The following is a 15,301-nucleotide window of genomic DNA, read 5'->3' on the forward strand; positions in this document are numbered from 1 at the left end:
ATCCAGATCCTCACGTTCACGGAGATGCTGAAGGACTTGTATAGAACCATCAATACAACGCCGGCGACTTCTGAGGTCGGGCGCGTCCTGCAGTTGATCAAGGCATCAGGTTGGACGATCGGCGACTAGTGGCGTTCCGATCCGATCTTCCGCTGGCTTGCATCCGGGAGAGTCGACGTTGCACTGGGTTGCCGTCGATGACTCAGACGAGAATAATATGCGTGTTCGCCATCGACTTCAAAATTGACTATGCGTAGATCATTCCCTCTGTTAGCCGAAATCGGCTTCACGTGTCTTCTTGCGGGTTGCCTGATTCCGGAAAAATTCGTTGCCTCTGTCACAATGAAGGCAGATGGGGCGTACACGTACAAGTACGATGGTACGGCGACATTTTTGCCGGCGGCAATGCAGATCAAGGGGCAGGGCCCACTGTCCGAGAAGGATGAGCAGGGCCTCAAGCAAGAAGCGAACAAGATGGCCAAGGTCCCTGGCATCCAAAAGGCCAGCTATTTTGGCGCTGGTCGCTACGACCTGGCCATCGAGCGAGATCTGCGTGTGGGGGAATCCGCGCCTGTTCTGAAGGTTATCTCGGTCACGAGGGACAAGGAAGGCGTCTACACGATTGCGCCGGCGGTCCTACAGGAGAAGGATAAGGCTGGTCTTAGAGATCTCGGCATCAGGGTGGATGGCAAGTTCGAGGTTCGCTTGCCATCCAATGCCCAAGTTATCTCCCACAATGCCTCAGGCACGCCAGGACTGTTCAGCAAAGCCTACGTCTGGAATGTTGGCTCGATCGATGCCAATCCAAACATCAGATTCCGGCTCTAAGGGCAGYGCAGCCGTCGAGATGTAGAGGGGTGCGCCGTCGGCGGCAGTGTTTGCTTTCAGGCCTCAGGCCTCAGGCCTCAGGGATCAGAAACCTATCCCGATTCTTGCCGAGCCATACCGGGGCGCGGCCGCGGCCTGACCAGGTGGCACCTGTTTTGGGGTCCAGGTACTTCGGGGGCACTTCAGCTTTCGTGGCAGCAGCGGCTTTCTCGCTCAATGCCGGCCTACCGCGACGGCGCTTCGGTGCCAGATCGTCGGCAGTAAGTTCGTGCTCGGCCATAAGAGCACGGATCTTTTCGATCACGCCGGCGACTTCGGTCGCGCGGACTTCTACAATCTGAGCCTCGATTTTCTCTTTCTCGGCCAATAGTTGCTTGTATGTCGCCATGTTAGCTCTCCGCTGGAAAGGAATAAGCCTACAGTATTTCTTCCATTCGCGCGACGGGGCGGAGGCTATTATTAAATCTGCCTCAATGCAGTGATCTTGCACTTTGATGCAACCACCGCTTTCTCTTGCTGTAGTTCTCGCCAGCGCTTCTCGCACTCGCTCTGGTTGCTAAAGAAAAAATAGTCAACTCTCGCGAGTGAGTCAGGTTCAGTAGGCGCGACGATAAAATACCAGTCGCCGGAAGTGGCACCGTGAACGTCCGCCCGCTGGCCTGGTTGGCCATCGGTTGCGATGTAATGAACGGCGATCACCAACAAGATTGCAGTGAATGCAACTGCCCAACGGACTCGGTTCGCAAGGAGGGAAGCTTTTATCATCTGCAACTCGCRCAAATCATGGCCGGACGAATCGGGCCTCAGGATAACAGCGTCTCAATGCTGCTTGATCCCCCCCGACGGGCGACACCACATCGAACTGATACACTCGATTGGAAAGCTCGGGGATGGCAAGATTGCCTGCTGGCAGGACACCCGAGTAACTCCGAAGGTACCCTATGCAAGGTGATGCGTTGACCATCTCCCGACCACCGCTTTCACACGATGTAATCGAAACGGTTGTCGCCGCTGCGACGGACTCGCGTGGCCACAAGCAACTGATCGAAAAGCTTCGTCGCTCAACAGGTCTGGACCCTGTCTGGCTTGGCAATGTGCGAGACGGATTCTCGCTCGCGACGCCTCATTGTCTTGTCATCGCGCCAGATGGTACTTCCCTCGGCAAGTACCGTGATTGGTTGGAGGGAGAACTTGAGGAAGCCGGCGGCGATCCGGTGGCGGTCTGGCGTAAGCACAAGGACGGTGAGCTACGGTTTGCGGATGCGGAGATTCAGCGCATCTGCTTTGTTGCGCCTTACGGTACGGGGTCAGCGGAGTTCTACCAGATCATCGTTACCCGATATCAACATTGGATCGAGCGGGCACTATTTGGAGCGGATATATACGCCCAACCCAGGTCACTCGATAGCCTGTTGGAACAAACCAGCTGCAAGGGCGCGTCGCTGGATTCGCGTATTCCGTTCGGCGCCCCGTCCTACCATCTGGAGAGAATTGACGATCTCGCGGAGGTGTTGTGCCTTGAGAGCGAGTTGGACGACGCAGAAAAGGCTAAACAAGAACGCGTCATCATCCTGACACGTAATACTCGGACCGGTGAAGAACACTCAGCTCGGTACTTCGATAAGTACCCACAGTTGCGCGACCGCAAGCCGCGGCTGGCACGTTTTTTCGCTGACTGGGATCGATCGAGCGCGGGCCGGAACGGTGCCTCGCTCACTGACCACTGGGTTTTCGAGGTCAGCGACTATACGAACCCGCAGGACCAGTCTCGCCACCTTACAGTGATTCCGGCTTGGACCACGACGCGCAGGCTGCCAGAGGTCAAGGAGAAGCGCCGCGGATCCGTGTTAGCACTATGGGACGAGCTCCTCCGATTCGACGTGCGTGTTGGCCACGCATTTGCCTGGTTCTTCTTCGTGTTGCACGGCAATCGGCTTGGGTCTTGGGCGGGGGAGCAAATCCTGGCCGCGGCCGAGGCCGGCACCATCGTGTTGCCCGAGCACGACTACCGGGTCCTGAAGGATTGGAGCCGCGCGCCATACAGCTTCTGACAGCGGCGTCCCGATCTAGGCGCCTCGGCGCCTGCAGGAAGCCAGCAAGCGCTGGGATCCTTAAAAACACCATGCCATAATAGCAGTTATCCGCATGGAGCCGGGTGGCAAAAAAGGCCGCCCGGAGGCGGCCGTTGGGTTGCAGAATTTTGTTCTCGGCTCGTGGAATGCCGCCCAGCTGCTGCCGCGCCTGGCAGGCAGCCATCGGCTTTAGGGGTAGGTGATCTTCATCAAGTAGCGCAGCGCTGGCAGGCCCGACACTTCATCCGTGATTGCCTCAGTTGCTGCGGTCAAAGTCTCGCCAGCTACCTTCTGCGACGCTAGGTTGTCGGTGCCAACGATTGCTTCGATATAGAACGGCTTGGCTCCATTGCGCCCAAGACCGTGCTTCAGCTCTGCAATGGCGGCGCTCACGGTAGCCTTGGCGTTTCCCTGGGACCGATACACCTCTGGGACGGCGTAGCCGATCTGGAAGCACGGCGCTCCGTTGATGGGCTCAGTCAGTACGAACACTGCCAAGGCGCTTACCGTTTGCCCTTTGAGTCGTACATACGTGAGTCTGAGGGTTCCGTTCGGTTGATCCTGGTGGACGAACAAATCCTGGTCGAGGGCACCGCGCTGCACGTCAATGACGCCAAGAGAAAAATGCTCCTGGAATGATTTCAGGGAGTCGGTGGGATCTGTCATCGGCATAGTAGGCTCCAAGAATTGGCGTGACTGAAAGTCTACAGGGTGTCGATAGTCTGGCGATGGCGCCCGGACATCAGATAGTCGATACTTGTGGCGTGGCCATAGAGGTGCCCCTCATGCCGCCGCCGGCAAATCTCCACCCCTGTGAGGTTACCCCGCTTCCCGAGCATACGGCTAGTTGGCGAAGATCTCGTGGGAACAAAACATGCAAACCAACGGCGGTTGGTCATGATTCACACGCGGCCCAATCCTTCCTTGTTGGCAGCCTCCGAAGATTCCAACAAGCGTTTCTGCTCGGCCATGAGTGCGTCAAACCGCGGATTGCCCTCCTGGGCACTGCCGGCTATGGCCATATCGCTCGTTAGCTTGGCTATCTCTTCCAAACGCTGATTCCGAATGACATTAAGCCGCAAAACCTCTTGATGCATCTGTTCGGCTTGATGTTTGTGAGCCAGCTTCACGAGCCGCTCAATCTCCCCCGGGGAGCGGGCCTCCAACTCGAGATCACCTACCTTAAACCGCACTTTGCGACCATAGCGTGCGCCGATCCAGGCGGTCAGGGCTGTCACAACCGTGGCGGCATACGGTGCTAGGTCCTTGATGGCGAATTCGGCCAGCGGATAGCCCATGGCTGCGGCGGAATCGAATGCCATTCCCCTCTGGGAATAGGAAACTCCAGCAGACCTTAACGCCCCACTAAAAGTGTGCAACTCCGATTGAAACTCCGGCGAGTTCACCTCGGGGTCATCGGCCGCACGCCTCAATATGATCTCCACTCGCATCCCGCTGCTACTCATTACCTTTCTCCCAGTTGCCTTGGATGGGCATTTCTTGATCCCCTGCTCGGGGGGGCGTTTTCCTCATTCGGCGTTGCTTTGGTCACCCCGAGCGCTGCGCTGCAGGTCTGCGATGACGGCCCGGGTCTGCATGTCCGTGTCGATCGCCCGCTCGAATGGCATATCGCTGGGCAGCTCGATGCGCCAGCCGTCGGCATGCGGCTCCGCCAGCGACATTAGATGCCGGAAGCGGCGTGCGTCTTCACGGAAGCCGTCCAGCAAGGTCGCCAGCGTTTCCGCGCGTGCCTTCCAGTCTGTCTTGTCCCAGCTACGGTCCTCGTCCATCGTCGCCCTCTTGGCCGCTGTCTACCCCCGCCGAGGCGTTTCCCGTGGCGTCGATCGCCGGCGACATCACTTGCTCTTGTACAGCTGCACCCAGGCGATGATCTCGCCCAACTGGGCATTGTCCAGATGCTTGCAATTGGCGTAGACGGCGGCCGCCACGCGATTGCGATATTGCTCCGTGGTAGAGCCGACATCCTCATTGCCGTCCATGCCTGGTTGGCCGCCATCGGTCAGAACTCGGCGACCGTAGCGATCAACGAAGTGCGAAGGGCTGACAACAAGCTGCAGGTGCATGACGTTTCTCTTCGGTTGCCGGCCCGAGGTGGGCGTTATCCTCTGCTCCCCAGCTGGAGGCGTTTTCTCTTGGTGCCCTGGCGGGGGCGTTTTCTTGTTTTGGGAGCCGCAGCACGCCGACCAGTAATCGCCGTTATCGGCATGATGGCGAGACAAGAAAAGATCGCCCGGAGACGGCCCCTCTTATTCCAAGGATAGCTCCCTTCCCCCTTGGTGTCCTTTCCAGTCTATCGAGACGAACCGCGTCTTGTATCCGGACTTGAGCAGCTCTGTAGCAACGACATCGAAGGAGCAGCGCCCGTGCCGGGTCTGCACGCCACGCTGCGACCACCATTCCGCATGCTCGACGTCATCAGTCAGATTCTCGCCTCGCTTGACCTGGGGGCGTTGCTCATCGACGGAGGATCGGTCCCAATAGCCCCGGCGCAAATAGCGCCACCCTAGCTGGGTCTCAATCTGTAAGTAGAACCTCATGGACCATCCTTCCCTTGCCGGGGCGCTTTCTCAGCTTTGCGGCTCGGTTTCCGGGTCCGTGAAGCCCACGAGCCACTGAGTCCCATGGTCGAACAAAAAGGCCACCACGGTCCGATGCTTCTGGATGCCATTGGCGACCTTGCTCGCCGTGTGGTGTTGGGGATAGACCTTCGCAAGGCCGGGGGTAGCCGCGTACTGATACAGCAGGACGCCTGGCTGTGGCTCGGTGGCACGAGCTAGGAATTCGTCGCTGTCTGGGAGGTGCACAACATAGCCTATGAACTTGCACGTTTCCGGAAAGCCCATGTTGTCTCGGACGGATTCCGGTGTGGGAATCGATGCGGACGCACCGGCCACTCGTTGGTCACGACTACCACGTCGTTTGGCTTCACCCATCTGTTTTTGCTCCCTAATGCCCCCGACGGGGCGTTTCCATTCAATTCCAACTATCGACATGGAGGGCCGTGCCGAAAAAGCTGCTGGTGGGTGGCCACGTCATCAATTGGAGAGCCGTTCGGCCTATCGTCCAGCGGGGACACCACAGAAGTCGCCTAGTCCGGGCGGACCTGCTGGCAGTGCGCCCAAGCTCGTACGCTGGCGATCCCATGTGTTGAAGCCTCCGGCCGCATTGGCTCAACCATGGAATAAACCGTCACAACCTCGGCGCCGTCTCTTTGCCAATAGACCCCCTCGGTCACCAGGCCATTGGACATCCAGAAAAGATACTGCGCCCCCAGTTCGGGTGGCTTTCCTTCTTTAAAATGCAGTTGGTAGTCCATCTACTTGGTGCGGATACATGGGTGACAGGAACTTTTCCAGTCTTCCTCCGCGTTGTCAAGCTGGCTGGCCTTGTGTGGGTTCCCCAAAATAGTTGACAAGACAAGACGCTCTCTACAAATCAAAGTCCTATCCAACTTTTCTGAGAATTCGATGGCCACCGGTCTCAGAAAAGATGGAGAATCTCCTCCGCGCGGTGGTTCGGCCGCTACCCTGCATCTGCGGTATTGACTTCCCGAGCGAAGTTATGGAGCCTATCGGCAGAACAAAGAACGGGGATAGGGGGAAATAATGACCAGGAAACGCTGCTTCGCACTGGGGTGCGCCCTGTTACTGGCTGCGTTCATTAAGCCTGTGTTCGCGCAACAGCTTTCCGAGTCGGAGCAAGTGCTCGCGGGATTGAAACGCATTTCGAAAAGCGCGGACTACCCTGCCGAACTCACGATTCCCGATCCCTGGATCGCTGCCTTTTGGGAATTGGTGCGTGAAACCCGCGAAACCGGACGGGAAGCAGGGGCCTGCCTTGAACTGACAACGCCCGATGCGATCCAGCAAAGCAGCGAAGCGGCATTGGCGGCCTATCAAGCGCTGTTGTCGAAGCGCGCCACCATGGACGCCGAGGGTTTCAAGCGTGAGGAAACGCGGCTGCGCAGAGCCGTCGACAGTGTAAGCACTGGTGGGCAGGGGCATGCCCGGACTTGGAAAGTCGGCGCGATGCAGGGGCGGCAAACAGCAGTCGGTTCTCATTGAACGCAACGGGGTGAAGTGCGCGGGAGCTGTGTTGGGATCTGTCCACACGCATCCCGAAAAGATATCTATCGAGTCGCTGTCGGACAGGGACTTCACCAACCACATCGCGGAACACCGCTCCGTCAGCATCGTGCTCTACAGCGATCGGATGTGTGCGCTGGTCACCGCCCATGAGCCCGCTGATTCGCGACGGGCGACGGTCTTACCGAGATTCACGGCTACGTGGGTCGCCTATTCCCCCTGGCGCATCGAAGGTTTACACGATGCCGTGATTCGTCACGGGGCACATATGGCCGAAATGTTCGGTAGCGCCTACTACTGCGGCGCGCTGGGCAGCCGCCTGAACCGCATGACGCCGGCTGAGGTCGATCCTGAAAATCCAGTGCTGGTGCTCGCCGCGAAAGCATGGGTCGTCAGCATGAAGAACCGCGCCCCCGGGAAGTGGTCAGCGATCGACTTCCCCTACACCCCTGAAATCGATCCCGGGTTCAAGGCCTATCTCGAGAGAAATTTTGGATCGACGAAGGCCAGATGGGCGTTGGAAGGAACACGCCAGAACCTTTTCGAACAGATCATCCTGGAAATGTACCCCGACGGTGGCTACGCGACAGGGGGAACCTATATTGCAATTCCGGACCAACGGGATGAGTCCAACCTGCCCTATTCGATCTATTTCAAATGCAATCCGTTGGGTGCCGCCCCCCATGCGGGGAAGCTGAATTGCGGTGCCACCTATGGCCTGCGCGGCGAAAAGCTCCGCATGGCCGAGGTGGACTACTCGGAGGCCAATGGCATTGGCACCGCACTCGATCTTGATGGCCGTACACCCGGCAAATACTGGTCGATCGAGGTGAACACCAAGACGGCCGTCACTACCCAGGGCGAGGTCATTGTGCATGACGGCACCAATGCGTTCTTCGAAATCACCGGCAAAGGCTCGATGCAAACGCCGGAAGTGCTCTACGAAGGGCAAATGGTGCATGGAAAGCCCGACGGCAGCGGGAAAGTGCGTCTCGTCGGAGACGATCGCTGGTACTCCGCCACCGCCAAGGATGGCGTTATCACAAAAGGAAACCCGTTGAAATGAAACGCCTGATCCATGCGCTCGTCGCGCTGTCGCTGTGCTCGCCGCTGTGGGCGCGCGCGGAAGTCGACCTGACAAAGCTGACCTACTGGCACGAATGGGTCATGACGCGCACCGACTGGGGCGATCTCGTGCAAACGTATCAGGGAAACAGCTCTTACGATGGCATGTTCGGACTCGGCTGGTGCGCGGCCATGCACGTGTCCGATCCAAAGCTCCGTCTCAGCGGGTTCCACGTCGACCTGGAGCAGTGGCTGTCGCTGCGCGGCCAGGCGATCGTCAACAACCGATGCGGCACGGCCAGCCAGAAAGGCCGTGAAATCATGTTTCTGCCCACATATGCCACGAAGAAGATGCTCAGGGATATGTCCGTGGCGGACTACGTCAAGCAGATGAAGGACGACGAGACGCTTGAATTCATCCAGGTGGGCGTCAAAGCGGAAAGCGCGTCGCTGAAGCTCAGCCGCACCGGAATGCGCATCTTTCCTGTTGGTCGGCCGGAGATGGGTTTCAGTACGGATGGTGTATTGCAGGTTATCGCCGCCACGACCATCGTCCGGGATGCGCGCGGCCGTATCTCTGGGCTCCGGGAAGGCAATACCGATACCATCCGCTTCGCCTACGGCGAAGACAACCACGTCAAGTCGTTCCGTACCGACCAAGACTATCAGGGAACCTTCAAGTACGACGCGAACGGCCGTCAGGTCGAACACGAGAATGCCTGGAAGAAGACCTACCTGTTTGACTTCGACCCGGCCGGACGGCTCCAAAGCGTCCACTGGCCCGACGGCACTCAGGTAACCATGTTCTATCTCGGCAACACCAGCAAGATCGCCAGCTTCCTCGAACGTGACGGCAGCATGGAGACGTACCGGATCATTGAGGGCGACACGTCAACCGAGCGTCGAGTCCTGGCCGCGCGCATGAAGGACGGCGTCAAGATCCATGAATTCGACGCGCAGTACTGGTTCACGGAGAACGGCGACTTGAAACAGGCCCGCGTTCGTCAGCGGACCAAGGACTCGGAGTGGACGGCGCTTGATGAGACCTATTCCCTCCAGACCAATTGACCATCCCACCTCCACCGCCACCTCCACCGCCACCGCCACCGCCAGCGACGCCTACGCCGATCAGTACACTATGCGGCGCGCCGAGCGAGATAGCCGCGCTCGACCAGTACTTGCGGTTAACTCGTTTGCAAAGCCTTCCCGAATCGTCGTCGACTTGACGGCGACGACTGTCTTGTAGCGCCCCGAGGTCGGCTGTCGAGCATAACGGCATCGGCCGCGTGTTCGCCCGATTGATTCGTCGGTGTCGTAGTCGCAGTCGTCACAGTGATAGTCGGCCACGGCATCCGGCGCACAGGCCAACTTTGCACCGCAGCCGGCGCAAGGTTGCCAGACGATCCACTCACCAAAGCGCGCTTTACAGTCGCAGTCTTCCAGCGGGCGCGCGCTCGCGAGCGCAACGATGTCGGTGTCCTTCCATCCGCATTCCGCTTGCATGAAATCCCGCACGGCCTGGGCATCCGGGAAGAACGTGCCATTGAATGCTCCTTGCCCCTGGGGGCGTCTCCGGAAGACCCCTCGACCAGCACGCATGGGGTCTCTCGCCCTGTTTTGATGTCGAACGCTTAATCTCCGGCTGCGAAAGGGAGTATTAGCCGATATGCCGCGGCAGCAAGCCCGCGGCGGACCATCGCCGCTGTACAAAGGTGCGCGCGAAAGTAACTGCGTAGCTGCGTGTGGGATAACAGCGGCGTTCGCCAACCGTCTCCAAGCGGGCATTGGTTGTGCTTACCCGAAGGGCGTACTCGCAGCGTCTGACCCAGGGTCACAGGCCCCTTGTTGCCGTCGGGGCCATTCGGAGTGATCTCGGCGCTGGTTCTGCCTGCATTTGATCGGCAGGGAACTCGCGCAGAAAGCTGCGCGCGACTTCTGGATCCCGGCAGGTCAGCCAGTCGTCCCATTCCGCCCGCGGTACGATCACGATCATCCGTTTTTCCTTGCCCGGGGCGTGGAAGCGGTTCATCAACGGATGCGTGTCCGAGTTGATGGTCAGCATGGTGAAGCTGAACACCTCGCCGCCGGCCTCGCCCGGCCAAGCGCGCCACAAGCCGGCGATGGCGAACTCGGGCTCGTCCTTGAGCCAGATCCGCCAGCGCACGGACTTCGTTTGCCCTGCCTCATAGAACGGCTCGTGGAAACTCGCGGCCGGCACTAGGCAGAGCTGACCCTTCTTCCAAGGGCCGGAGAACGACCGCTTTTCGCCGACCGTCTCCGATCGCGCGTTGGTGGTGTCAAACTTGGCCACGCCCAGTGGGATGCGGGTCTTGGGCACCATGCCGAATGTGCCCATCAGCGCCTGGCGCGTGCCGTCGCCGCCTACGATGATCGGCGCGGCATAGTCTGGCCAGGTCTCCGGCGGGTAGTCGAGGGGTGGTGGCTCGACACCATAGACGTCGCGCAGCAGCTGGGATTGCACCGGAAGGTAGTTGTTACACATTGCCAGCTCTCCAGGAATCCTCGAAATCGTATCAGGAAGCGCGCCTTATCTAGCCCCGTCAGCAAAAATCACGGCCGCTGGTCGGCAGCCGCCCCAATAGCGGCGTGAGGTCTACCATCCGCTGCGCGACAAGGTGCCGAACCTCGCCTTCGCATTGCCATTGCCCGAGGACACCGATCAGGYGTGCCCCAAGGACTTCCTTGCGGTACCGCTCCAATACCGATGGCCACACGATGACGTTCACCGTACCGGTCTCGTCCTCGATGGTCATGAACAGGACCCCGTTCGCGGTCCCTGGCCGCTGCCGCACCGTGACGATGCCGGCGCCACGCGCGAGCTGGCGGTTCTGGTAGCCGAAGAGGGTCGATGCGGGCTCGAAGCGATGCGCGGCAAGTTGTGCGCGGAGCAAGGCGAGTGGGTGCCGGTTCAGTGTCAGCCCCATGGACCGGTAGTCCCCCACGATCTCCTCGCCCTCGCTTGGCGGCGCAAGGGTTGGCAGTTCCTCCGTCAGGTCCGCAGGACGCAACAAGTCCTTGTCGGGCACGGCAACGGAGGCCTGCCACAGGGCCTGGCGCCGGTCTCCGGTGAGGGCGCGCAGGGTGTTCCCCGCGGCGAGCACCTGGATGTCGTGCCGGTCCAATGACGCGCGGCGGGCCAGATCCGTGGTGCTGGTGAATGCGCGCACCGAGCGCGCGTCTTCGATGCGCAGAGCGGCTTCTTGCCGCATGCCACGCAGCAGGGACAGGCCAAGGCGGACCGCCGGCGGCCTGCGCTCGCGCGGCTCCAGCGTCGAATCCCAGCCACTGACGGTGATGTCTGCTGGCAGGACCTCGACGCCATGCCGCTTGGCATCCTGCACGAGCTGGGAGGGGCTGTAGAAGCCCATGGGCTGGCTGTTGAGCATGGCACAGAGAAAAGCCGCTGGCTCGTGGCGCTTGAGCCAGGCACTGGCGTAGACCAGTAGTGCAAAGCTGGCCGAGTGGCTTTCCGGGAAGCCATATTCGCCGAACCCCTGGATCTGTCGGAAGATGCTCTCGGCAAATTCGCGCTCGTAGCCACGCTCGAGCATGCCGGAGATGATGCGGTCGTAATAGCGTTCCAGTCCGCCCTTGCGCTTCCAGGCGGCCATGGCCCGACGCAGTTGGTCTGCCTCGCCGGCGGAGAAGCCGGCCGCGAGCATGGCCACCTGCATCACCTGTTCCTGGAAGATCGGCACGCCGAGCGTGCGCGACAGCGCCTTTTCCATATCCGGGCTGGGATAGGTCACCGGTTCCTTGCCTTGCCGGCGGCGCAAGTAGGGGTGCACCATGCCGCCCTGCACCGGGCCCGGCCGCACGATGGCGACCTCGACGACCAGGTCGTAGAAGGTGCGTGGCTGCAGCCGGGGCAGCATGGACATTTGCGCACGAGATTCGACCTGGAACACCCCAACGCTGTCGGCGTGGCACAGCATCTCGTAGGTGGCAGGATCCTCGGCGGGGATGTCCTGCAGTTCGAATACCTCACCGCGCTGCTCCGAGACGAGGTCTAGCGCGCGGTGGATGGCGGACAGCATGCCCAGCGCCAGCACATCGACCTTGAGCAGGCCTACGGCATCCAGATCATCCTTGTCCCACTGGATCACACTGCGATCCGGCATCGCCGCGTTCTCGATCGRCACGAGGCGCGAGAGTTTTCCCCGGGCTAGCACAAAACCGCCGGAATGCTGCGACAGATGCCGCGGAAAGCCCAGCAGCTGCGTCGCCATGTTGGCCCACCGCTGGGTCAGCTCGCTCTCGATATCGACGCCGCTTCCCGCAAAGCGCTTGAGCAGGTCCGCTTTGCCGTCAAACCAGTGATGGGCCTTCGCAACCAGGTCGACGATGGCGGGATCGACGCCCAAGGCCTTGCCGGACTCGCGCAGGGCGCTGCGCGGGCGGTAGGTTGCCACGGCCGCGGCGAGGGCCGCCCGCGTGCGGCCGTACTTGCGGTACAGATACTGGATGACTTCCTCGCGCCGCTGGTGCTCGAAGTCGACATCGATATCGGGGGGCTCGGCGCGCTCTTTCGAGATGAAGCGCTCGAACAGCAGGTTGCCGCGCGCCGGATCCACCTCGGTGACGCYGAGGCAGTAGCAAACGGCAGAGTTGGCGGCGGACCCTCGGCCCTGGCACAAGATGCGGTTTGAGCGGGCGAAGTTGACTATGTCGTATACGGTGAGGAAGTACCGTTCGTACTGCAGGTCGCGGATCAGCGCCAGTTCGTGCTCGATCTGCGCTTGCACGGCATGCGGGATCCCCTGCGGAAATCGTCGGTGCGCGCCGATGTAGGTCTCGCTGCGCAGGTAGTCTGCCGGGGAGATGCCATCCGGCACCACTTCTTCGGGGTATTCGTAGCGCAACTCATCCAACGAAAATTGGCAGAGATTGGCGATGTGCAGCGATTCGGTCAGCAGCCGGTGCGGGTAGACATTGGCCAAGCGTAGGCGCGAGCGCAGGTGCTGTTCTGCGTTGGGGGTCAGCTGGTACCCGCAATCGGGCACGGCCTTGCCCAGGCGGATGGCGCTCAGCACGTCATGGAGCGGCTTGCGTGAGCGTACGTGCATCTGCACGTGTCCGGTGGCTACAACGCGCAGGTGATTGGCCGCGGCCGCTTCCATGACGCCCGCCCGATGGATGTCGTCCATGGCGCGGTACAACAGGGTCAGGCTCATCCACGCGCGACCCGGGAAGGTGGCCGTGATCCATGCGGCTTGGGTGTCCAGCCGCTCCGCCGGCGTGCAGTACTCCGGCGTGAAGATGATCGTGCAGTCGGGCAGGCCTCGCAGGTGCGCGTAGTCACCTTCCGGGGCATCCAGATCCCGGCGGGTAAGCAGGTAGGCGCCCTTTGCCGTACGGATACGGGCCAGCGTGATCAGCTCGCAGAGGTTGCCGTAGCCCTCGCGATTGCGGGCGAGGGCGACAAAGGAGACACAGGGGCTGCCGTCCGCATTGACCAGGCGAAACGATGCGCCGACTAGCAGCTTGAGCCCGTGCTTCTTGGCTTCCGCATGTGCCCGGACGATGCCGGCCAACGAACATTCGTCGGTGATGGCGAGCGCGCTGTAGCCCAGTTGCACGGCGCGCTCGACCAGCTCTTCCGCACGGGAGGCGCCTTCCAGGAAAGAGAAATTCGAGAGGCAGTGAAGCTCGGCATAGTCGGGCAAGCCGCCGCCGGTGCGCAGGGATTCCATGCCGCCACCTTCACCCGAACAGCCCGTGCAGGTACCACGTGGCCTCATCGCCGTCCCGGCTGCCCATGCGTTCCTGATAGACCCAGTAATGGGCGTGATCGCGGCCCTCGGCCACGTAATAGTCGCGCGTCACGAGCTCGCCGCTCCACCAGCCGGCCTCGATACGCTCCGGGGGAGAGACCATGCGCAGGGGCGAGCCATAGAACGGGCGGTGGTCGCGGATCAGCAAGGCAATCGGCTTGTCCAGCAGCCAGGTCGGGCGGGGCAGGGCGGGCGCCGCCGCGCTAGGCCGGGGTTTCCCGACGGCCGGCACCCAGGTGTTGGCTACCTCCGGCCGGTAGTCCGCACGCAACTCCGGCCGCAGGATGTTGTAGGCGCCAAGCCGTGCCGCGAGCAGCTCCATCACCCGGGCGTGGTCCTCGGGCGTGCCGCCGGGCTCAGGAAACAGCGATTCGCTCGGCGGCGCCTTGGCCTGCACGTCGGTGACGGACAGGCGCACCGCGATCATGGGGGCATCGACCTGCAGCTGCGCCAGCCGCTCTCGCAGCAAGCGCATCAGGTGATCCTCGCTCCAGCTGGGCTCTGCCAGCGCGATCTCGATGACGGTTGGCGCCAGCGCCTCGCGGCCGCGCTCGTGTTTGAGTTCCACCAGGACTTTGGTGACCGCCAAGTGGTGCGCGGCCAGCCAGCCCAGCATCTGCACGATGAGCCCGCGGCTGTAGAGCAGGGTGGCCTCCGCATGCTCGATGCGATCGGGGAGGTCGACCTGCGCGGAGAAGGTTGGCGGGGCCTGTAGCCATTCGAAGATCTCTGGCGCCTGGCCCAGGGCGCGATCCATCGTCTCGTTCAGTTCGCGGCCGCACCGACGCTGCAGCCCGGCCCGTGGCAGCCGGCGAATATCGCCAAGGCAACGACACCCCAGTCCATCCAGCCATTCCAGGAATGGCCGTGCGGCGGGCAGGGTGCCGACGGCGAGGGCGCCCAGCCGGCGTTCCAATGCCTCGATCTTGAGTGTGCTTCCACCGCCGGCGTGGGCCAACAGCCAAGCGCCTTGGGCCGTCGGCGCACAGCCGCAGGCCGCGCTGAACCCCAGCGCAGCGACCGAGGCGCGCATGCGGTGGCGCAACTGGCGGATGCCGCCGAACAGCCGCAGGCTGGCCGACACGTCGACCAGCACGGACGCTTCCTCGGCATGCACCACGTTGGGCGCGAACTGCAGGAGCGCCATGGCCACACGCTGCAGAGCGTCGGCTTCCTTCTCCGGGGCCCGATCGTATAGCAGGGTCTGCGGCGCGATGGTCAGCACACCGCCGCGGCGCATCTGCGGGCGGACGCCAGCCTCCGCCGCCAGGCGTGAGCCGAGGTGGACGCGTTCCTTGTCCAACACCGCCACAGCCAACTCAGTGGACCAATTCGGCCGGAAGACTTCGAGTGGCAGGGACGAGAGGTGCAGGCAGATCCAGAGGCGCAACATGACGGTGAAGCAGGATCGGCGACGGTTCCAGCAGGACGCGCA

The 15,301-nt window shown here is 61.5% G+C and carries 16 protein-coding genes; 5 read left to right on the plus strand and 11 right to left on the minus strand.

Going from position 1 to position 15,301, the window contains the following annotated elements; genetic code table 11:
• Positions 1–249 precede the first annotated feature (249 nt).
• Positions 250–828 (plus strand): hypothetical protein, encoded by a 579-nt coding sequence (locus AC1DN0_RS37240; protein ID WP_477103805.1) that lies wholly within the window; start codon positions 250–252, stop codon positions 826–828.
• 70 nt (positions 829–898) lie between these two features.
• Here AC1DN0_RS37240 and AC1DN0_RS37245 read toward each other — a convergent pair whose 3' ends face one another.
• Complete coding sequence (locus AC1DN0_RS37245) at positions 899–1,216, minus strand: H-NS histone family protein (protein WP_477103804.1); 318 nt, start codon at positions 1,214–1,216, stop codon at positions 899–901.
• A 568-nt stretch (positions 1,217–1,784) separates the two neighbouring features.
• Here AC1DN0_RS37245 and AC1DN0_RS37250 point away from each other — a divergent pair.
• Positions 1,785–2,879: a hypothetical protein gene (locus AC1DN0_RS37250; RefSeq protein ID WP_477103803.1), complete on the plus strand. Its 1,095-nt coding sequence runs from the start codon at positions 1,785–1,787 to the stop codon at positions 2,877–2,879.
• Positions 2,880–3,089: 210 nt separating this feature from the next.
• On the opposite strand, the gene AC1DN0_RS37255 is transcribed toward AC1DN0_RS37250, so the two are convergent.
• The 6 genes from AC1DN0_RS37255 to AC1DN0_RS37280 form a co-directional block, all read right to left on the minus strand.
• Positions 3,090–3,566 carry a GNAT family N-acetyltransferase gene (locus tag AC1DN0_RS37255; RefSeq protein ID WP_477103802.1) on the minus strand — a complete coding sequence of 159 codons (477 nt, stop codon included), beginning with the start codon at positions 3,564–3,566 and terminating at the stop codon, positions 3,090–3,092.
• Between the two features lie 236 nt (positions 3,567–3,802).
• Complete coding sequence (locus tag AC1DN0_RS37260) at positions 3,803–4,222, minus strand: eL43 family ribosomal protein (RefSeq protein ID WP_477103801.1); 420 nt, start codon at positions 4,220–4,222, stop codon at positions 3,803–3,805.
• Between the two features lie 207 nt (positions 4,223–4,429).
• A complete protein-coding gene (locus tag AC1DN0_RS37265) occupies positions 4,430–4,690 on the minus strand; it encodes a hypothetical protein (protein ID WP_477103800.1) in 261 nt (86 codons plus the stop codon).
• A gap of 66 nt (positions 4,691–4,756) precedes the next feature.
• Positions 4,757–4,984, minus strand: coding sequence for a hypothetical protein (locus AC1DN0_RS37270; protein WP_477103799.1), 228 nt, complete (start codon positions 4,982–4,984; stop codon positions 4,757–4,759).
• Between the two features lie 504 nt (positions 4,985–5,488).
• Entirely contained in the window at positions 5,489–5,854 is a 366-nt protein-coding gene (locus AC1DN0_RS37275; RefSeq protein WP_477103798.1) for a hypothetical protein, read from the minus strand.
• 155 nt (positions 5,855–6,009) lie between these two features.
• The gene (locus tag AC1DN0_RS37280; RefSeq protein WP_477103797.1) at positions 6,010–6,237 is read right to left on the minus strand and encodes a hypothetical protein; all 228 of its coding nucleotides are present in this window, start codon (positions 6,235–6,237) and stop codon (positions 6,010–6,012) included.
• Positions 6,238–6,526: 289 nt separating this feature from the next.
• Here AC1DN0_RS37280 and AC1DN0_RS37285 point away from each other — a divergent pair, with 289 nt between their 5' ends.
• Genes AC1DN0_RS37285 through AC1DN0_RS37295 form a run of 3 tightly spaced genes read left to right on the plus strand, consistent with a single transcriptional unit; the run spans position 6,527 to position 9,139 of the window.
• Positions 6,527–6,985: a hypothetical protein gene (locus AC1DN0_RS37285; protein ID WP_477144001.1), complete on the plus strand. Its 459-nt coding sequence runs from the start codon at positions 6,527–6,529 to the stop codon at positions 6,983–6,985.
• A 31-nt stretch (positions 6,986–7,016) separates the two neighbouring features.
• Positions 7,017–8,072: a hypothetical protein gene (locus tag AC1DN0_RS37290; protein ID WP_477144000.1), complete on the plus strand. Its 1,056-nt coding sequence runs from the start codon at positions 7,017–7,019 to the stop codon at positions 8,070–8,072.
• A complete protein-coding gene (locus tag AC1DN0_RS37295; RefSeq protein ID WP_253933405.1) occupies positions 8,069–9,139 on the plus strand; it encodes an RHS repeat domain-containing protein in 1,071 nt (356 codons plus the stop codon). Before AC1DN0_RS37290 ends, AC1DN0_RS37295 begins: the two co-directional genes overlap by 4 nt.
• Positions 9,140–9,199: 60 nt before the next feature.
• Here AC1DN0_RS37295 and AC1DN0_RS37300 read toward each other — a convergent pair whose 3' ends face one another.
• The 4 genes from AC1DN0_RS37300 to AC1DN0_RS37315 form a co-directional block, all read right to left on the minus strand.
• Positions 9,200–9,670, minus strand: coding sequence for a hypothetical protein (locus AC1DN0_RS37300; RefSeq protein WP_253933075.1), 471 nt, complete (start codon positions 9,668–9,670; stop codon positions 9,200–9,202).
• 232 nt (positions 9,671–9,902) lie between these two features.
• The gene (locus tag AC1DN0_RS37305; RefSeq protein WP_477103795.1) at positions 9,903–10,574 is read right to left on the minus strand and encodes an SOS response-associated peptidase; all 672 of its coding nucleotides are present in this window, start codon (positions 10,572–10,574) and stop codon (positions 9,903–9,905) included.
• 58 nt (positions 10,575–10,632) lie between these two features.
• Positions 10,633–13,785 (minus strand): error-prone DNA polymerase, encoded by a 3,153-nt coding sequence (locus tag AC1DN0_RS37310; RefSeq protein WP_477146443.1) that lies wholly within the window; start codon positions 13,783–13,785, stop codon positions 10,633–10,635.
• 10 nt (positions 13,786–13,795) lie between these two features.
• Positions 13,796–15,259: a Y-family DNA polymerase gene (locus AC1DN0_RS37315; RefSeq protein WP_477103793.1), complete on the minus strand. Its 1,464-nt coding sequence runs from the start codon at positions 15,257–15,259 to the stop codon at positions 13,796–13,798.
• Positions 15,260–15,301 lie beyond the last annotated feature (42 nt).

The sequence above is a fragment of the Cupriavidus sp. 05N39 genome, assembly GCF_056397325.1.